Annotated in this window: 18 protein-coding genes; 6 read left to right on the forward strand and 12 right to left on the reverse strand. The window is 63.7% G+C overall.

Translation table 11 applies throughout. From position 1 onward, the window contains the following. Window positions 1-2 precede the first annotated feature (2 nt). Both BLR35_RS11610 and BLR35_RS11615 read left to right on the forward strand, forming a co-directional pair. Window positions 3-2,690 carry an efflux RND transporter permease subunit gene (locus tag BLR35_RS11610; RefSeq protein WP_090381910.1) on the forward strand — a complete coding sequence of 896 codons (2,688 nt, stop codon included), beginning with the start codon at window positions 3-5 and terminating at the stop codon, window positions 2,688-2,690. Window positions 2,691-2,723: 33 nt separating this feature from the next. Beyond that, window positions 2,724-3,773, forward strand: a complete 1,050-nt coding sequence (locus tag BLR35_RS11615) for a hypothetical protein (protein ID WP_244510232.1) — start codon at window positions 2,724-2,726, stop codon at window positions 3,771-3,773. Between the two features lie 198 nt (window positions 3,774-3,971). Here the strand turns inward: BLR35_RS11615 and BLR35_RS11620 are convergent, their stop codons facing one another. The 3 genes from BLR35_RS11620 to BLR35_RS11630 all read right to left on the reverse strand — a co-directional run bounded on the left by BLR35_RS11620 (window position 3,972) and on the right by BLR35_RS11630 (window position 7,732). Beyond that, complete coding sequence (locus tag BLR35_RS11620; protein ID WP_090381915.1) at window positions 3,972-4,760, reverse strand: VOC family protein; 789 nt, start codon at window positions 4,758-4,760, stop codon at window positions 3,972-3,974. A 48-nt stretch (window positions 4,761-4,808) separates the two neighbouring features. Beyond that, window positions 4,809-6,509 carry a Na+/H+ antiporter NhaC family protein gene (locus BLR35_RS11625; RefSeq protein WP_090381918.1) on the reverse strand — a complete coding sequence of 567 codons (1,701 nt, stop codon included), beginning with the start codon at window positions 6,507-6,509 and terminating at the stop codon, window positions 4,809-4,811. Between the two features lie 110 nt (window positions 6,510-6,619). Continuing rightward, window positions 6,620-7,732 carry an OBG GTPase family GTP-binding protein gene (locus BLR35_RS11630; RefSeq protein WP_090381921.1) on the reverse strand — a complete coding sequence of 371 codons (1,113 nt, stop codon included), beginning with the start codon at window positions 7,730-7,732 and terminating at the stop codon, window positions 6,620-6,622. Between the two features lie 199 nt (window positions 7,733-7,931). Between BLR35_RS11630 and BLR35_RS11635 the strand changes: the two genes are divergently transcribed. Next, window positions 7,932-8,135 carry a VNG_1110C family protein gene (locus BLR35_RS11635; RefSeq protein ID WP_090381924.1) on the forward strand — a complete coding sequence of 68 codons (204 nt, stop codon included), beginning with the start codon at window positions 7,932-7,934 and terminating at the stop codon, window positions 8,133-8,135. Window positions 8,136-8,566: 431 nt separating this feature from the next. Here BLR35_RS11635 and BLR35_RS11640 read toward each other — a convergent pair whose 3' ends face one another. After that, on the reverse strand, window positions 8,567-9,496 hold the full coding sequence (locus tag BLR35_RS11640) for a branched-chain amino acid transaminase (RefSeq protein WP_090381927.1): 930 nt from the start codon (window positions 9,494-9,496) through the stop codon (window positions 8,567-8,569). A gap of 182 nt (window positions 9,497-9,678) precedes the next feature. Between BLR35_RS11640 and BLR35_RS11645 the strand changes: the two genes are divergently transcribed. Both BLR35_RS11645 and BLR35_RS11650 read left to right on the forward strand, forming a co-directional pair. Next, on the forward strand, window positions 9,679-10,926 hold the full coding sequence (locus BLR35_RS11645; RefSeq protein WP_090381929.1) for a beta-propeller fold lactonase family protein: 1,248 nt from the start codon (window positions 9,679-9,681) through the stop codon (window positions 10,924-10,926). Between the two features lie 3 nt (window positions 10,927-10,929). Then, window positions 10,930-12,990: a copper resistance CopC/CopD family protein gene (locus BLR35_RS11650; protein ID WP_090381932.1), complete on the forward strand. Its 2,061-nt coding sequence runs from the start codon at window positions 10,930-10,932 to the stop codon at window positions 12,988-12,990. Window positions 12,991-13,023: 33 nt separating this feature from the next. On the opposite strand, the gene BLR35_RS11655 is transcribed toward BLR35_RS11650, so the two are convergent. After that, a complete protein-coding gene (locus tag BLR35_RS11655; protein ID WP_090381935.1) occupies window positions 13,024-13,542 on the reverse strand; it encodes a winged helix-turn-helix transcriptional regulator in 519 nt (172 codons plus the stop codon). Window positions 13,543-13,710: 168 nt separating this feature from the next. Here BLR35_RS11655 and BLR35_RS11660 point away from each other — a divergent pair, with 168 nt between their 5' ends. After that, window positions 13,711-14,070, forward strand: a complete 360-nt coding sequence (locus BLR35_RS11660; protein WP_090381937.1) for a DUF7471 family protein — start codon at window positions 13,711-13,713, stop codon at window positions 14,068-14,070. Between the two features lie 77 nt (window positions 14,071-14,147). Here the strand turns inward: BLR35_RS11660 and ribB are convergent, their stop codons facing one another. The 7 genes from ribB to BLR35_RS11695 form a co-directional block, all read right to left on the reverse strand. Continuing rightward, entirely contained in the window at window positions 14,148-14,861 is a 714-nt protein-coding gene (gene ribB / locus BLR35_RS11665; RefSeq protein ID WP_090381940.1) for a 3,4-dihydroxy-2-butanone-4-phosphate synthase, read from the reverse strand. Beyond that, window positions 14,858-15,565, reverse strand: coding sequence for a DUF120 domain-containing protein (locus BLR35_RS11670; protein ID WP_090382960.1), 708 nt, complete (start codon window positions 15,563-15,565; stop codon window positions 14,858-14,860). The genes ribB and BLR35_RS11670 overlap by 4 nt, the downstream gene beginning before the upstream one ends. Window positions 15,566-15,706: 141 nt before the next feature. After that, a complete protein-coding gene (gene twy1 / locus BLR35_RS11675; RefSeq protein WP_090381943.1) occupies window positions 15,707-16,735 on the reverse strand; it encodes a 4-demethylwyosine synthase TYW1 in 1,029 nt (342 codons plus the stop codon). A gap of 58 nt (window positions 16,736-16,793) precedes the next feature. Then, window positions 16,794-17,093 carry a hypothetical protein gene (locus BLR35_RS11680; protein WP_090382963.1) on the reverse strand — a complete coding sequence of 100 codons (300 nt, stop codon included), beginning with the start codon at window positions 17,091-17,093 and terminating at the stop codon, window positions 16,794-16,796. 306 nt (window positions 17,094-17,399) lie between these two features. Further along, window positions 17,400-17,867 (reverse strand): type II toxin-antitoxin system VapC family toxin, encoded by a 468-nt coding sequence (locus BLR35_RS11685; RefSeq protein ID WP_090381948.1) that lies wholly within the window; start codon window positions 17,865-17,867, stop codon window positions 17,400-17,402. Next, a complete protein-coding gene (locus BLR35_RS11690; protein ID WP_090381950.1) occupies window positions 17,860-18,144 on the reverse strand; it encodes an AbrB/MazE/SpoVT family DNA-binding domain-containing protein in 285 nt (94 codons plus the stop codon). Before BLR35_RS11690 ends, BLR35_RS11685 begins: the two co-directional genes overlap by 8 nt. 96 nt (window positions 18,145-18,240) lie before the next feature. Beyond that, window positions 18,241-18,921, reverse strand: a complete 681-nt coding sequence (locus tag BLR35_RS11695; RefSeq protein WP_090381953.1) for an HAD-IIB family hydrolase — start codon at window positions 18,919-18,921, stop codon at window positions 18,241-18,243. Window positions 18,922-19,005: the final 84 nt, after the last annotated feature.

Consider the following 19,005-nt stretch of genomic DNA (forward strand, 5'->3'; position numbering starts at 1 on the left):
CGATGAGCGACCCCGACGGTTCCCGCGACGACCGCAGCCGAGACCGGCCTGCCGCCGACGGCGACGGCGGCTCGAGATTCGCCTCTCTCTTCGGGTTCCTCGCCTCGAGAGTCCCGTTCGGCGGCGAAGCGGACGGCAACGACACCGACGGGACCCCCTCGAGCGACAGCAGTAGTCGACCTGCGGAAGACAGCGATCCGTTCACCAGGCGAGTCAATCCCCTGATTACGGACCGCCCCTGGACCATCGTCCTCGTCTTTCTCCTCGTAACGGGCGTCTTCATGGTCGGCGCGATGGCCGGCGGTGGCGGACAGGAAGCCGGCACGGACCAGTTCACGGAGGACTCGGACGCCCAGGACGCGTTCGACGAGATGCAGGACAACTTCGAACAGTCGGACCACAGTAGCGGCGGCACCAGCGCCCAGCTATTCGTTACGGACCAGAACGACGGAAACGTCCTCTCGAAGCCGAACCTGTTGCGGATGCTCGAGTTTCAGGATCGGGTCGAAACCGAAGACGGACTCCGGGTCACCTCGACGACGAGTCCGGCCTCCCTGGTCGCGACACAGCTCGATCCCGAGGCGACGACCGCCGAACAGCAGTACCGGGAGATCGATCGCGCCTCGCCCCGGCAACTCGAGGCAGCCATCGCGGATGCCGACGAGACGGCCGGGATCCCGGTCAGCACTGACTTCACGCGCCAGTCGGCGTCGGCGGACGTCGCCCAGATCGCAGTCACCTACGATACGCCGCCGGCCTCGGACACGAGCGACAACGCTCACCTCCAGTTCCGGACCCAGGAAATCGCAGACGAGATCGACGGCTTCGACACCGGTGACAACGTCGTCATCTGGGGTGACGCGCTCCTCGACGAGGAGGTCGTCCAGTTGCTGGGCGATACGTCGATCGTCGTCTTCCCGGCGGCGATGATACTGATCCTGTTTTTCCTGCTGGTCGCCTACCGCGACCCGATCGACCTCGGGCTCGGCCTGATGGCGCTGGTAATGACGTTGATCTGGACGTTCGGGTTCATGGGGATCGCGGGCATTCCGTTCTCCGACTCGCTGATCACCGTCTTCCCGCTGTTGCTCGCCGTCGGGATCGACTTCGGGATACACATCATCAATCGCTACCGCGAGGAGCGGGCTGAAGGGAAATCGATCGGGGACTCGATGGGGATCACGACCGGTCAGTTGACGACGGCACTGCTGATCGTCACGCTGACGACGGTCTTTAGCTTCATGGCGAATCTCGTCAGCGACATCACGCAGGACTTCGGAATCGTCGCCGCTGCCGGCATCATCTTCACGTTTCTCATCTTCAGCGTCTTCCTCCCGGCCGGGAAGGTCGGACTCGATCGTCTCCGCGAGGGGACGCGATTCCCCGAGTTCGGCACCAGCCCGCTCGGGCAGGAAAACTCCGTTATGGGCAACGTTCTCCCGGTCGGCGTCCACATCGCTCGCACTATCCCCGTAATCTTCCTCGTCGTGATCCTCGTCGTCGGGGCGAGCGCGGCGGCGTACGGTACCGGCGTCGACACCGAGTTCGATCAGGAGGCCTTCTTCCCCGACGAAGACCGGATCGAACAGTACGAGTCCCTGCCCGGGCCGCTCCAGCCAAGCGAGTACACGTTCATGGCCGTCCTCGATCACCTCGAGGAGGACTTCGACCAGAGTCTCGACGGGACAGTGACGATATACGTCGAGGACAACGATCTCAGATCCGACGGTGCGCTCAGAGAGATCGACCGCACACTCCAGAACCCACCGGACGCGTTCGCGACCGACGGCCGGGAGGCAGACGCCGACACGATCCTCGGAGTTATCGACTCCCAGGCCGCAACCGATCCTGAGTTCGCGGCGACCCGCGATCGATACGACAGCAACGGCGACGAGATTCCCGACCGGAACGTCGACGCCGTCTACGATGCGCTGTTCGACTCCAGCGCGGGCGACGAGGCCGCCGGCCGACTGACGACCGACCGGAGCGCGACCCGGATCGACGTTCGGATCGACGTCGACGCCGAACAGGACGAAGCCGTCGCCGCCGGCAGAGCCACCGCCGACGAGATGGCCCTCGACGCGACGGCGACCGGCCAACTGGTCATCTTCGAGGCCGTGATCGAACAGACCCTCGAGTCGTCGGTCAACAGCCTGATCGTCGCGTTCCTGCTGACGATGATCTTCCTCGTTCTCTCGTACTGGACTCTCGAGGGGCGGGCGATCTACGGGGTTTTGAACCTGGTGCCCGTGTTGCTCGCCGTGGCGCTGCTTGCCGGTTCGATGCGGTACTTCGACGTCCCGTTGACGCCGATCAACGCGCCGATCCTGTCGGTTTCGATCGGACTCGGGGTAGACTACACCGTCCACTTCATGCACCGGTTCGTCGACGAGTACGAGAACGGGAACGGCGTTCACGAGTCGTTGCTCGTGACCGTCCGCGGCACCGGCGGCGCGCTCACCGGCAGCATGCTGACGACAGTCACCGGACTCGGCGTGCTCTACGTGGCTCTGATCCCGCTGATCATGGAGTTCGGTCTCCTGCTCGCGCTGGGGGTGTTCTACGCCTGGCTCACGTCGATCGTCGTCCTTCCCTCCGTGATCGTCGTCTGGGATCAATACGAGCGAGGAGCGCTCTCGATCGACGGACTGCGAGACGATCTGACCGACGCGATCAGTTCCAATCGCTAGCGTTATACACTGTTCATATCTTACTACTACTGCATGAAATTAGATCGGCGGTCGATGCTTCGACTCGCTGGCGGAACTGCAGCGGCGACGATGGCCGGCACCGCCGGCTGTCTGGATACGGTTGGACTGGGAAACACCGGAACGGCGACGTATAGCTCGTGGCTGGCCGCAGGTGATACCGACGACGAGACGTTCTACGCGTACGTCGACTGGGCTGCGTTCGAACAGTTCGACGACCTCGAGCCGGAATCGAACCCCGAGGAGGACGAAATCGACGACGAGGCGGTAGCCGATCGGGACGATCCGATGCTGGCGGCACCACTGCTCGGCGTGGTCGTGGTCAGTTTCGGCGCGTCGTTTACCCTGATGGGGACGGGACTGACGGACCTCGTTGCAGTCGACGACGAGTCAGCGTTCGAGACGAGCGTCGACGACGTTCTCCTCACCGACGAGGTCGTCGTGTTGACCGGCGACGTCGACACCGACGAGATCGACGAGACGCTGGTCGAACCACCGGAGAGCGAGTGGGACGTGAAGACGGAGTACGAACAGACGACGACGATCGACGGATTCAGCGTCTACGAACCCACCGACGAGGACGGCTTCGGAATGGGGTTCAGCGAGGACGAGACGGTCGCCGTCGGGAACGATGCACTGCTGTTCGCGAACGGGTCGGATGACGCCGAGGCGATCGACCAGCTTCGCAACGCGATCGGCGCACATGCCGGTGACGAGCAGCGACAGCGCGAGGTGAACGAGGACATCGAGTGGCTCCTGACGGAAGCCGGAAGCGGCCACGTCGCCATCGGCAGCTACGGAAACCCCGACACCGACGACGACCTCGAGGCCGACGAGGAACTCGAGGAACTCGACGGCGCCAGGGGGTTCACCGCCTCGCTCACCATCGAAGGGCCGTCGAAGTCGACCGGCGAGTTCGCGGCTATCTTCGACGACCTCGACGAAGACGTCGAGGCCACACTCGAGACCGAGGTCGGATCGACCGCTGCATCGGTCGAGTACGAGGTCGACGGCGACCGCATCGTTTCGACGGCGACCTGGGAAGAAGACGTCGCGGACCTGTAGACCGAGTCCGCCTCGAAAAGACGCAGTCTTCGAATCTCGAATCGACTTCAGAACGGGAACAGCGAACCGGCCTCGAGGTCACGCTCGATGAGTTCGATCTCGTGGCCGTCGGCTGCCACTTTTTCGTCGCTCGAACGCCACGCTCACGGCTTTGCCGTTCGCGACGCGTTCTCGCTCGAAAAATCTGGACCAAAAATCTCAGAACGGGAACAGCGAATCGGCCTCGAGATCACGCTCGATGAGTTCGATCTCGTGGCCGTCCTGATCTTTGGTGAACGCGTACATGTTGTCGTTGCTCTCGGGGTCTCGGTAGTCGTCGGCTTCGCGTTCGATCAGCGTCTCCCAGTCGTCCTCGAGGTCGTCGACGCGGACGCAGAGGTGGCCCCAGGCGTCGCCCATGTCGTACGTGCGGCCGTCGTAGTTGTAGGTGAGTTCGACGGACATCGCCTCGTCCGCGGCGTCTGTGGGCTCGACGAAGTAGTTCGCGAAAGAGTCTGCCTCCCAGCGGCCGACCTCGTCGTATTCGAACTTGCGAGTCCAGAAACCGAGGGCTTCGTCGGCGTCCTCGACGCGGATCATCGTGTGGTCGAGCGACCAGGTTGCGCCCTGGTCGCGCTGGACGATCTCGATCTCGTGACCGTCGGGGTCTTTGACGAACGCGTAGCGACCGCCACAGGACTCGGGGTCGCGGTAATCCTCGACGCCCTCGTCCATCAGTTGCTGGTAGTGCTCTTCGAGTTCATCCTCGGGAACGCGGACGGCGATGTGCCCCCAGGCGTCACCTACTTCGACGTCTTCGCCCTCGTTGTGGGTGATCTCGAGCATCGCACCCTCCTCGTGCATCTCCTCGGGGCCGAGGTAGACGATGGTGAAGCCGTCGCCCTCGTAGCGGTCTTTCTCCTCGTACTCGAGGTGGGTCTGGTACCAGTCGAGCGACTCCTCGAGATCCGACACGCGGATCATCGTGTGGTCGAGCGTTCCGTCCATACGCGAGGGAACGCCCGGAAATATCAAAAACGTGGCGAAGCCGGCGGTCTACTCGCGGCCGGGGTCGTCCTGGCCGCTGCCGTTGGCTTCGACGGCGGCACCGGACTGGGCCTCGACCGAGGACGGCTTCGGATCGACGCCCTTTCGCATCGCGTCGAGTTCCGAGAGGCCGTAGACGAGTCCGACGAGTAGCACGACGCCGATCGGGAGAAAGACCGTCCACGGGACGCCGAGGTAGCCGTACAGCGCGTAACAGACGACCACGACGAGCATGACGGTGCTCGCGTAGTACAGCTGCGTCCGGATGTGGTCGATGAGGTCCGCTCCGGTGAACGTCGAGGAGAGGACGGAGGTGTCCGAGATCGGCGAGGTGTGATCGCCGAAGATCGCCCCCGAGAAGACGGCGCCGACCATCACCGGCATCAGGTCGAAGGTTCCGGTGAGTTCGTACGCGACGGGGAGTGCGATCGGCGTGACGATTCCCATCGTCGCCCACGACGACCCCATCGTGAAGGCGACGAACGCGGCGACCAGGAGGACGACGATCGGAAGCAGGGCGGGCGAGACGACGTCCTCTGCGACGCCGGCGACGTACGCGCCCGTCCCGAGGCTCTCGGCGACCGCGCTGATCGACCACGCGAGCACGAGGATCGTCACCGCCGTCAGCATGAGTGAAAAGCCCTCGAGTACTGTTTCGACGCTCTCGCCGAGGTCGAACAGATCGTACGCGAGGCCGATGACGATCAGGACGAACACCATCGCGAACGACCCCCAGACCAGCGCGGCCGCGAAGTCGCCAGCGCCGACGACGTCGACGATGACCTGTAGCGTCCCTTCCTCGGCCATCGCCGCCTCGAGCGTCGTCGGCAGTCCTTCCTCGGCCTGTTCGTCGATCCACTCCTGGTAGCCGGTCCAGAACGCGCCGGCCAGCGTGACGACGATCAGGACGACGATCGGCGCGAAGAAGGTCCGCAGCATCGGCCGGTCCTCGATCGGCGGGCTCAGGTCGGCCTCGACCTCCTGGAGCGGCTGTGCGTCGTCGCGGTTGACCTTCCCCGTCTGCCAGGAGCGGTGTTCGGCGTCTAACATCTCGCCGTAGTCCCGACGAGAGATAACGATGATTCCGACCATCAAGATTGCAAGCAACGCGTAAGTGTTGTACGGGATCGACCCCACGAACGTCTCGAAGATCCCCGGCGTCTCCACGCCGTGATCCTCCTCGATGACGCCGTACCCCTCGTCGATCATCGACAGCTGAAACGCGACCCAACTCGAGATGCCGATCGTCGCGACGGGTGCGGCCGTCGAGTCGACGATGTAGGACAGTTTCTCGCGGGAGATTCGGAACTGGTCCGAGATGTCCCGCATCGTCGAGCCGACGATGGCCGTGTTGGCGTAGTCGTCGAAGAACATGAGGATACCGAGCACCCAGGTCGCAAGTCCCGTGTTTCGCTGGGTCTCGAGTCGTTTGGTCGCCCAGTTGCGGACGGCGGTCGCGCCGCCGAGCCGCCAGATGAGCGCGACCCCCGAGCCGAGCAACAGGGTGAACACGAGGATGTTGGCGTGGAAGACGTCGCCGATCGACTCGGTGATCCAGGCGAACGTCTGCCCGATTCCGAGACTACCGGTCGCGATGACGCCACCGGACCAGATTCCCAGAAACAGCGAGAGGATCGGTCGCCGCGTCACGATCGCGAGGACGATCGCGAGTACCGGCGGGACGAGCGAGAGCGCCCCGAATTCGGACATGGTCGGACACTCACCGAACAGCGGGATAATGCTACTGGTTCACACACCAGTTTCGGAAAATCACAGGTCCTGAGAGACCGGATTACGAATCGGGGCGCGAGATGACGGTGTTACCGCCGGAGAATCAACTTCAGTACGTCCTCGTCCTCGAGGACGTGGTCCGTCCCGACCTGCTGTTCGTCGTGGGTGGCGCTGGGGCCGGTGACGCGGGCGAACCGGAACCGCTCTTCCATCTCGCCGCCGAGTTTCTCGATGGCCTCGCCGACGGTCGTTCCACGCTCGATTACGAGCGGTTCCTCCCAGTCGATGCCGCGACCGGGCTTGTTCATGTAGACCCGGATGAGCCCGAGGTTCTCCCAGATGCGGTCTTTGAGCGCCTCGAGACCTTTCTCTTCCGCGGCGCTGATGAAGGTGACCTCCTCGGGATCCAGATCGCGTTCCCTGAGTTGCTCGTCGACCGTCTCCTTGTAGTCGGGCTCGATGAGGTCGACCTTGTTGACGCAGGTGATCGACGGGATGTACTCGCGGTTGTCCATCAGACCGTCGATCAACCGATCGATGGTGACCGTCTCCTGAAGGTTCAGATCGGCGTTGACGTAGCCCTGGTCGCGCAGCACGTCCTTGATCGTATCCTCGTCTAGCTCTTGTTCGGTGCTCGAGGTGATCTTGATGCCGTCTTTGATCTTCGGACGGACAGTGACCCGAGGGGGCGCTTCGTCGACGCGGATGTTGATGTCGTACAGCTCCTTCTGCAGGCGATCGTACTGTTCGATCTCGAACACCGAGAGCACGAACACGATCAGGTCGGCGTTGCGCACGACCGCGAGCACCTGCTGACCGTCGCCTTTCCCTGTCGCCGCCCCCTCGATCAGCCCGGGGACGTCTAACATCTGGATGTTCGCCCCGCGGTGGCTCAACATCCCGGGATTGACGTCAAGCGTCGTGAACTCGTAGGAACCGGTCTCGCTTTCCGCGTTGGTCAGCGAGTTCAGCAGCGACGACTTGCCGACGCTCGGGAAACCAACCAGCGCGACGGTCGCGTCTCCGTGCTTTTCGACGGAGTAACCACCGCCGCCGCCCGAACCCGATTGCTGTTTCTCGAGTTTCTCCTTTTTCTCGGCAAGTTTCGACTTGAGCCGGCCGATGTGGGCCTCCGTCGACTTGTTGTAGGGCGTGTTGGCTATTTCTTCCTCGATCTCGTCGATCTCCTCCTCGAGCCCCATTTGTCTATATCCAGCCGGTCGTGCCGAAAAACCCTTTCCATGCGTCACCGCCGGAATCGGTGGCCTGCGTCGTGGCGGGTTCCGCTGCTCCGACTCACGATAGACCGGGCGCATCTGGGTAGATCGCCCAATAGTACTCATTACCGTTGCAAACCGACTTCGACACGTATATCACAGGGACAGCTAAATCCACAGCCGAATGCCCGACCCGTCACGGCTGCGTGACAGCACGCAAATCGTCGTCCACCGAGACACCCTGGACGGCCTCGAGCCGCCGATAGACGAGGAGTTTACCGTGACGGTTTTCGAGGAGAACGAGGAGTACTACCGGATCATCGGCAGCCCCGTCGAGATCAAGGAAGCCGGCGAATACCTGGCGCGTCGCGGCGTTTCCGTTCCCTGACCGATATCGCGGGGTTCCAACCGAACTGCGGTTGATCTGCACGACTCGGGTCACTGACTGGACAGTACGTGCGGTTTCGAATCGTCGCACCTGTACCGATACCACGCTGAGCCGTTCTGCCCGCACTGAAATCATACTGGTCACACGCGCACCGACAACCACACCAAACCGTCCTGCTCGCGCTGGCAACCACACCAAACCGTCCTGCTCGCGCTGGCAACCACACCAAACCGTCCTGCTCGCGCTGGCAGCGATGAGTATCCACGCCCTCCCCACCCGATTCACTCGTTCGTTCTACTCACTCGCTCATCCCTCGCGAGTCAGCGAGACGACCGAGCCGAGTGGCTCGGTCGCCCCGCCAGCACGCCACAGACACGGGAGAAAACGGTGTGAAACAGTGGAAAAGCGATAGTGCAGAGACCGATCTCAGTTCAGACGTAGTCGAACCACTCGTCGTACTCGTCGGTCCGCCGTTCGACGACCTCGAAGAACTTCGACTGAATCTCTTCGGTGACCGGGCCGCGCGAGCCGTCGCCGATGACGACGTTGTCGACCTTCCGAATTGGCGTCACCTCGGCCGCAGAGCCGGTGAAGAACAGCTCGTCGGCGGTGTTGAGTTCACCTCGAGAGATCGAGACGTTGTCGTGGACGGTGTAACCCAGATCCTCGGCGAGCGTGATCACGGTGTCGCGGGTGATGCCGTCGAGGATCGACTCCGAGAGGCCGGGCGTGTAGAGTTCGCCGTCTCGCACCAGGAAGAGGTTCTCGCCGGGGCCTTCCGCGACGTCGCCTTCCTTGTTGAGGACGATCGCTTCCGCGTAGCCGTTGCGCCGGGCCTCCTCCCCCGCTAGCATGCTGTTGACGTACAGTCCCGTCGTCTTGGCGTTGGTTGGGATCTGGCTCGAGGCGTGTTTCCGCCACGAGGAGACCATCACGTCGATGCCGTTCTCGAGGGCGTCTTCGCCGAGGTAGGTGCCCCAGGGCCAGGCGGCGATAGCGGTTTTCGTCGGGCAGTCACCCGGGCTGACGCCGAGCGACTCGTATCCGTAGAAGGCGATGGGACGGATGTAACAGGAGGCGAGGTCCTGTCGCCGGATGAGTTCGAGGGTTGCCTCGGTGAGTTCCGCCGCCGTGTGATCGATCTCCATCTCGTACGGTTTCGCGGACTGGTAGAACCGCTCTAAGTGTTCTTCCCAGCGGAAGATCGCGGGGCCTTCCTCGGTGTCGTAACAGCGGGCACCCTCGAAGATGCCGCTGCCGTAGTGGAGACCGTGGGTGAGCACGTGGATCTGTGCGTCCTCCCAGTCGACGAACTCACCGTCCATCCAGATCGTGTCGACATCCATCTCGTCGAATCCCATGGTCGTGTGTGTCGAAACCCACCGTACTAAGTGTTCGCGATTTTCCCAGCAGAAAACGTTCGATCGATCGCCTCGACGCCGGAATCGACTGGACGTTCCTCTCAGACGCCAGTGAAACCCTTTCCCACGGTTTCTACTATTGAACCAGAACCCGAAATATGAGGGGCGTTCTTGCAACTCGCATGAACGGTTCGATCGATCGACGACGATTCGTACAGGTGGTAACTGGCAGTGCCGTGATCGGACTCGCCGGCTGTCTCGGCGACGGCGGCGAAGGCGACGATGGCGATGACGACGCCGACCAGGGTGAAACCGGCGACGACGGGACCGACGACCCCGAGACCGAGGGGAGTGAGGGAATGGTCTACGCCTTCGCCCCGAACACGATCTCGATCATCGACCCCGAAGAGGGCGAAGTAGTCGACGAAATCACCGATGACCTCTCCGACGAGGGATGGGGCGACCCGCGGATCACGGCCGACTATAGCGAGATTTACGTCGTTCGGGAGTCCCCCTCGCAGGTGCTCGTCATCGACACCGAAGCCCGCGAAATCGTCGACGAGGTCGACGTCGGCCCCGGCGTCACGCACATGTACCACCCCAACGACGACGAGATGTGGGCACACAGCGACGACGAGGGGGCGTTCTACGTCATCGACACTGACTCCCACGAGGTCACCGAGATCGTCCAGTCGGGTCTCGAGAACGAGGGCCACGGGAAACTGCTCTACCACGAGGATCTCGGCACGAGGGCGTACGCGACGAACGTCAACGATCCCGCCGCGTTGATCATCGACCTCGAGGAGTACGAGCGAACGGACGACGTCGAACTCGAGAACGACGAGGAGGGAACCCACTACAAGGCCTACGCTCCCGAGACGGGGCTGGCGTACTTCGAACACGGCGACGAGACGGCAGTCGTCGACAGCGAGACCGACGAGATCGTCGACACGCTCGACGTTGCGGGCGGAATGTACCTCTCACCCGACGAGGAGGTTATGGGCGTGCTCGACGGCGACACGATCCGCTTCCTCGACGCAACGAGCGAAGATAGCGAGGAACTCGGCTCCGTCGAGGTCGACGACGGTCCCGACGCCCTCCGGTACCACGAGAGCGACGACGGAACGCTGTACGCCTACACCGCACATACGCAGACCGACGAGGCGTCGGTTATCGACGTCGAAGAGTTCGAGGTCGTCGAGACGGTCGACGTCGGCGACATCGTCCGTCCGGAGGGTGCTCGGCACCTCCACCGGACCGGGATCGCGGGCGGCGGCTACTTCGTCACGCCCGCGGACGACGACGGGATCGTCGCTATCGTCGACATGGAAGCCCAGGAGGTCGTCGACCACGTCGAGGTCGAGGACGGCGTCGACACGGTCCAGTACGTCGGCGATTCGGGCGTCGGCTACTCCGGACAACTCAGGTGACCGATGGCGTCGAACCCGTCGGTCGGTCGTGACGATACCTCCCGCCGCCCGTCGTCCGTCACGGCGGTAGCCGTCGGTCTCCTCGCCGTCGTGCTCGTGCTGGGACTCGTCGCGACGCCCGTCACCGCTCACGCTTACCTGAGCGAGACCGATCCCAGCAACGGCGAACAGGTCGAGACCGTTCCCGACGAGATCACGCTCCACTTCTCGGGCGACGGCGTCGTCAACGCCGACGTCACCGTCGAGGGGCCAAACGGCGAGGTCGTCTCGGCTGACCCCGATATCGATCCCGACGATACACAGATCGTCCGCGTGCCGATCGAGGACGACATCGACGACGAAGGCATGTACACCGTCGACTGGGAGGTGCTCGCCGAGGACGGCCACACTACCTCGGGGTCGTTCTTCTTCGCCGTCGGCGACGAACCACTCGATCGAGACGCCGTTCTCGAGGCCTACGAGGACGGCGAAGGTGAAGCAGACGAATCCGTCTCGCCGCTCGAAGCGGGAGCGAAGTCGTCGTTGCTGGTCGGCGTCGTCGGCCTGCTCGGGATTCCGGTGGCCGTCGCCGTGGTGATCGGACCGCGTTTCGCCCGACGGGAGTCCCCGCGGAACGGGGTCGCCGGACGGATCGACCGACTCCTCACTGGCGCTGCCGTGCTCGCCGCCCTCGGTGCGTTCGTGCTCGGACTCGCCCGGAGTCGAGCGCTCGGCCCGCTCTCGCTCGAGACGCTGACCCGGTTCGTGGAGACGCCGCTCGGACAGGCGTGGCTCGTTCAGGTCGCGCTCGGTGCGGGTCTCGTCGCGCTCACGGTTGCGACGATGCGCGGACGGCTCTCCCGTCGCGGTTCGCTCGTCGGAGTGTTCGTCGGGGCACTGGCACTCGCGGCGACGGTCGCCTGGACGAGCCACTCCGCGACCGCGATCGATCGGTTCTCGGGGACGGTCGTCGATCTCGTCCACCTTCTCGGGGCCGGCCTCTGGGCCGGTGGGCTGGTCGTTCTCGCGTTCGTCGTCGCGCCGGCGGTTCGAGACGCCGTTCCCGATGACCGTCCTTCACTCCTCGCGGACGCGATTCGCCGGTTCTCCGTGCTCGCCCTCCTCGGCGTTACGGCCGTCGTGACGACAGGATTCGTCCTCGCGTCCTGGCACGTCCCGACCGCAGACGGCCTCACGGAGACGTTCTACGGACTCATCCTGGTCTCGAAACTGGCCCTCATCGCCGCCGCGCTCGTACTCGGCGGAATCACCCGGTTCGTACTCCTGGATCGCCTCGAGTCCGCCCGCCCCACCGAAGCGGGCGACGCCTCGCGACCGACGAGCACCGACGGCGGGAGAGAAGAGAGACACGAGGACCGACACCGACGGACAGTCAGATGGATCACCCGAACCGTCCGACTCGAAGTCGCTCTCCTGCTCGTCGTCGTGGTGCTTTCCGGCGTACTCACCTCTGCACCGACGGCAGCGGTCGCGGGTGCGGGTGCGGACGCTGACGAACCGGTCGAGGGGACCATCGAGTACGAGTACGACGACGCTCTCGTCGAGCTATCGGTGCTCCCGGTCGTCGAGGAGACGGACGACGACTCGCTGGTCCTCCAGGCCGCCGAGCCGATCGTCTTCGAGGCCACGTTCCACGCAGACGGCGATCCGATCGAGTCCGAACAGCCCGTTCGGTTGCTGGCCAGCGACGGGGACACGGAGATCGAAGTCGAACTCGAGGAGACCGACGACGGAAGCTACGCGACGGTTCAGCCGTTGCCCGACGCCGGCGAGTGGGACCTCCGTCTCACGGGAGCACCCGACGGCTCCTACGTGAGCGAGTGGATCGACGCGACGGTAGTCTCCGAAGCTGGTCACGAACACGACCCAGATGACCACGAGGAGCACGAGCACGCGGACCACAACCACGACCCAGACGACCACGAAGAACACGATCACACGGTCCACGAACCCGACGACGCGTCGCCGTTCCAGACGCTTCTCGAGTTCGGCGCCGTCGCGACAGCGATCGTCGGAACGATCGGCGTCGTCGTCGAGTCACTCCGGCTGCGGGATCGAGAGTGAGCGGGAAGAGCGCCGATCGATCGGCGTCGCTGGCTACGGCGGCCCCTCGAGCAGTTCGTCGACCAGCCGCGTGAACCGGTCGAGCAGCCGGTCGGGGACGGTCGGTTCGACTTCCGAGAGCAGTTCGCCGGTCCGTTCGGGGCTGGCGAGCGCGAGCGTCACCCGGTTCCGGTGGTCGTACCGTTTCTCGACGATTTCGCGTTCGACGAGTCGATCGAGGTGGTACTCGAGCGTGCTGCGGGCGACCCCGAGGGCGTCCGCAACCTCTCCCGGGGCTGCGGATTCGTGTTCGATCAGGTAGACGACGATTTCGCGGGCTGTCTCGCGGCGAAACAGTGCGAGCGCGGCCCGTTGCCACTCGTCGTACTCGGGTGGATAGTAGTGGGTGCGGCCATAGAACTCTCCGCGAACGAGGTCGTCCTGGGAGATCAACTGCCGGACGTGGTACTGGATCTGGCCCGGCGCGAAGTCGGACTCCCTGACGAGTTCGTTGAAGTGGATACCGGCGTTGTTGCGGACGTGTGCTCTGATCTGGTGTCTGGTCTCGTTCATAGATATCGGGATAGACCGGTCGCTACCGGTGGCTAGGGCAGTGACGTTGATAACGGCTTTCGACCGTTCCCGGGAGCTGGGAACGGGTCATACAACGGGGCAGATCGGTGCGTCACTCCCTACGATAAAAGTACATACGTCATCGACTGCTCGTTACGAACGAGGGTCATGGATCACACGAACCCGCTCGAGGTCGGCTGGCTGGATCCGGAACTCGCACCGATCCTGCTCGCGGTGATCGTACTGGCAGTGCTCGGGACGACGATCCTCTTTCTGTGTGGCGTCGTCGCCTACTCGCGACGTCGATCGACCCGATATCTGCTGATTACGATCGTCCTCGGACTGCTCGTGGCGCGGTCGTTCGTCGGCCTCGGGACGGCGTTCGGACTCGTTCCCATGACCGTCCATCATCTCGTCGAACACGGCGTCGACTTCACGATCGCCGTGTTGATACTCTACGCTGTCTACCGGAGCGGATCGGGAACGGACGAGCCAGCAAGCGAGTCGATGGTCGGCTCCGACGACTAACGTCTTCTGCCGGATCTGGGAGAACGAACCCCGTCGTGTGGTTCGATTCAGCCCGTCAGTCGACGCCTGAAACGGTACTACCCCAGTCGCTCGAGGACGTCTTTCCCCTCGAGATACGCGAAGTCGTGGCGCTCGGCGTAGGCTCTGGCGTCGACGGGCGAGAGTGCCTCGCCGGTCTCGTCGTCTAACATCTCACAGACGACGACCGCGGGCGAGAGGTCAGCGGCGTCGGCGAGCGCGATTCCGAGTTCGGTGTGTCCTTCCCGCTGGGCGAGCAGGTCGGGTGCGGCCTTCAGCAGGTGGACGTGGCCGGGGACGCGAAACTGCTCGCTGAACGTCGTCTCTTCGGGGGTTGCTGCGGCCTCCCCGAGCGACCTGATCGTCAGCGATCGATCGTTGTCGGTGATCCCTGTGTAGGTGTCGCGGTGGTTGACCGTCAGCGAGAACGACGAGCGTTCGTCGTAGCCGAGGTCGTGGCCGCCGGACGCGGGGTGGTCGACCTCCTCGGTGTAGAACGGAAGGTCGAACGCCTCCGCGATTTCGTGGGCCAGCGCGACGCAGATCAGGCCACCAGCGTCGTTTCGCAGTCGGCTGACGGCCTCCGGCGTGACGGCGTCGGCGTGATAGATGAGATCCGTCTCGCCTTCGCGGTCGGCCGCGTCGTGGACGAGCACCGGTTCGCCCGTCCGCAGCGACTCGAGGGCTCGATCGATACTATCCGTCGGGGTGGTCGGTCCGTGGTCGCCCTCGCGTGCGTTCGAACGCGCTCCCCGGTGGTTCGTTCCCGTCATTGGCGATCACCCACGGCGACGGTGACGAAGTCCCCGTCTTCGAGACCCAGTTCCTCGCGGAGTTTCTCGGGGGCGATGATCTCGAGTTGATCGTCGTCGTGGTGGGTGCGTTCGGGCGCGATGGTGTGGGCGTTCTCGTAGGTTTCGCCGTCGCTGGTCTCGATCGTCGCAGGGTAACAGACCGCGGGGCCGTAGGTGCGTTCGTCGTCCTCCCAGCCGTCGATGGGAACCGGCTCGAGCGAGCCGATGGCGCTGCGTCGCCGAACGCTATCCTCGCGCAGGTCGAGATTCAGCGTGCCGGGGAACGGCTCGTAGCCGAGTCGGTCCTCGAACTGGCGTTTGTAGCCCGGCAGGGAGATGTAGTGGCGACCTTCACCCATGCCGCTCGTGACGGTTCCCTCGAGTTCGACCTCCGAATCGGTCTTGAAGATCCGTCGGTAGTCCTCGTACTCGGCGTGAAGGGCGCGTTCGCCGTCGTCGGTGATCGCGACCCACTGGCCGTCGCTGACGGTGTCGCGCTCGAGCAGTTCCGCCCCCTCGAGACGCTGGAGGCGGCGCGAGGCGGTCTGGTTCGAGGCGTCGAGGCGATCCGCGAGGTGAGAACAGGAGATCTTGACGTCGCCCTCGAGCCCGCCCTCGAGTGCCAGCAGTTTCAGCACCGCGAGTTCGTCGGGGCCGACGGCGGACTCCGTTGATAGTGACATATCTTCGGATTCGCCGTCGGCCCTCAAAAGCATACCGAATGTGGTATGCATCACACAATCGTTATTCAGTTGGCGAGAGTTTACTCGTACTCGTCGGTTGGTCGAGCGGTGGAAAAAGGCAGCGATGTCGACAGTACGAGGTCAGTCCCCGGTAACTGGATCTCGCTGCCAGAACTCGCTGTCTTTCTTCAGTTTGGGGACCCAGGTGTCGCTCGTCTTCGAGAGTAGGGCAACCCGCGAGGCCGGCACCTCTTTGACTTCGGTGAACTCGGGCATGTACTTCGCGACCTCGCGGGCGAACTCCGCGACCTCTTCGTGGTCGGGCATCGAGGTGCGATCGAGTCGGCCTCGCGAGTGACCGACGTGCATGTACGCCTTGAGTTCGACGAAGTCCGGATCGGCCTGCCCGTAGAAGCCGGCGTACCAGTCGGGGTGGTGCATGTTCTCCCCCTTGACGAGCGTCGTCCGCAGGACCGTACGCGTCTCGTCTTTCTCGGCGAGGACGTCCATCGTCTCGAGCAGTCGGTCCCAGGCGTCGTCCTCGACGGCCTTGACGACCTGGTCGAAGGTGTGGCGCTCGGGGGCGTCGACGCTGACGTACAGTTGCGTCGGCTCACACTCCCGGAGGACGTCGGGGTTGGTCCCGTTCGAGACGAGGAACGTCGTGATATCGCGGTCGTGGAAGGCCTCGAGCAGTTCCGGCAGGTAGGGGTACAGCGTCGGTTCGCCGTCCAGCGAAATCGCGACGTGTCGGGGTTCCATCGCCTCCTCGAAGACCTCGCGGGGAACCTCCTCGTTGCCGCCGAAGCCCGAGAGCAGTTTCTTCTGCAGTTTGATCGAGGCGTCGACGACCGCCTCGGGGTCGTCCCACTCGACGTCGCCCAGTTCGTAGGCGTGACCGCGGTGGTCGCGCCAGCAGAACACACAGCGTTCGTTACACTTGACGATGGGCGTCATCTGGATACAGCGATGGGACTCGATGCCGTACCAGATGTTCTTGTAGCATTTTCCCTCGCCGCGCAAGGCGTTTGCCGTCCAGCCGCAGGTCTGGGCCGCCGTGTGGTTCTCGCTGTGGTAGTCCGGACTCGAGACCTGTGCCGGACCCCCGTCGTCGCCGTCCTCCCCGACGTCGGTCCCCGGATCGACGCCGGAATCGGCGGAGTCGCTCATGTTGCCCGCGCTTGGACGGGCGCGGACAAAAGACGTGTGGTCCGTGCCCGCCGTCCGATCACTTCTGGTCCGGGAGCGTCCCCGGCTCTGTCGGTTCGGCTGACTCGTCGCTCTCGTTCACGACCTCGCGCTCGAACCCGTACAGGACGAGTCCCGTGTTGGCGGTCATGATGACGCCGGTCGTCGGGACAGAGGCGAACAGGTACATGAGGACGCCGACCGCGAACGCACCCGCGACGGCCACGGCCCACAGCCACGGCCTCGAGACGGCGACACGATTGGCGTCCCGGTAGGTCCAGGCGAAGAGGCCGACGGTCGTCGCGAGCCCGAAGACCGCGACGAGCGTGTCCAGTACCATACGTGTGAGTTCGTCGGGTGGAAGAAAAGCGTTCTGAGGAACAGACGTCGAAACCGATCGGGCGGTTCCGTCGTGAAACCGTTCGATCGATACGTCGGACCCTCGTTGTCGTCGTTTCTCCACCGATCGGCAACGTCACACGTTCGCACGTTCCGCGGTCGCCAGCGCAGAGAGATCTCCGATCGCTGTGTTGTCCTGCAGGACGTGGTCGCTCACGTCGACCCAGACCGATTCGGTGGCGACCGCCTCGAGTCCGGTCTTCAGAAAGAGAATCGACTCGTCGACCGTTCGTGGCGAAGAGCAGACTCAGTTTTCGAGAAACCGGTTCAGTTCGCTAAACTCGGCAGGTGAGAGAATGATCTCGGTATCGAACTCGTCGAATCGTTCGAAGTCCTCGTCGATCGTCAGCACAGTATTCACGCCTTCGTCGATCGCTACCTGAGCGTAATACCCGTCCCACCTGTTAATATTTGCGTCACTCGAGCACGAAAGCCCACCTCGAACGATGTCCTCAGGCATCCTGTCGTACCAGTGGATGCGCTTTGCGTCCATGAAATTTTGTAGCAGCCGGGATGCCTCCGTGTTCGAATGTCCGTAGTACGTCGTCAGGACAGTATGTGCACCGAATAGCGCGGGATATGGAACAATGGCCTCTATCTCACCGGCAATGGCATCTCGGACGTACGAGAGAGCAGCATCGCGGACCGGTGTCTCCGTGTGTGCGAGAGCAATCACTCCAACGTCGAGAAGATACGGTCCGCTCGGGTCACTCATCGCTGTCTCTGTTTGCCCCGCTTCGAATAGCGGATCGATGCTTCTGGGCAACTGGGTCGACCTCCCTGTCAAGTGGGGTAGTCTTCTCCCGTTCTGAATCCGTTTCCACAACCAGTTGTTCCATACGTTCGATAATCCGCTCGGGATCGTCTTCAGGCTCAACGACGGCCTTTCCGCCCTCTTCGTGGATCTCTACTTCCGTTCCAGGTGTGATCCCGAGACGCTCCCGAACCTCCTGTGGGAGGACGATCCGCCCTTTCGAATCCACTTTCACCATATTCCCACTAGATGTGGGAATGTCTATAACGGTTGTGGTCAGTACCAACGACGAATACGGGAGATCAGCCGCTGGAACCCGCTTCTCGAGTGCCGATCACGTCCCGTGAACCCGCTCGAGTACCGCCAGCGTCCCGTCGGCGTGGGCCTCCTCGAGTAGTTCGTCCGCCGCCGCTCGTGCCGGTTCGTCGGCGTTTGCGACCGCGAAGCTCCGACCGACGACCTCGAAGGTGGAGACGTCGTTGATCGAGTCGCCGACAGCGACGGCCGCCTCGAGGTCGAAGCCGACGTGGTCGGCGATCCGTTCGACCCCGTCGCCCTTGTTCGGATCGGCGTCCTTGACGTGGTAGGCGTAGCCGGTGTCGATCACCTCGAGGCCGTACTCCCTGGCGATTTCCCGCAGCGGGTCGACGGGCGACTCGAGGTTGACGGCGATTTCGGTCTCGCGCCAGCGATTGACGGTGTCTTCCTCGCCCCAGCCGAGGTCGTAGCCCGCGGCGCGGTACTCCTCGACGACGGCCTGGGCGGCCTCGCGGTCGGCAGTGAAGAAGACGTCGTCGCCGGTGTAGACGACGCCGCCGTTCTCGGCGACGACGAGTTCCGGGATGCCGGCGAAGTGACAGAGCGCGACGGGATACGGGAAGGCCTTCCCGGTCGCGACGACGACGGAAGCATCCCACTCACGCAGCGGATCGAAGATACGTGGGTCGATGCCCCACCCTTCCGGGCGGGTGAGGGTACCGTCGATGTCGAGCACGAGCGGCGGATCGGCAGTCATACCCGTGGTTGGGTGGGCCGTCGCCTAAAGTAGCTGGTTCTCGGAGACGACGTCGGTACTCGAGCGGACGGACACGACTGCGAG

This window comes from Natronobacterium texcoconense, from assembly GCF_900104065.1.
In the GTDB taxonomy this organism is placed as follows: domain Archaea; phylum Halobacteriota; class Halobacteria; order Halobacteriales; family Natrialbaceae; genus Natronobacterium; species Natronobacterium texcoconense.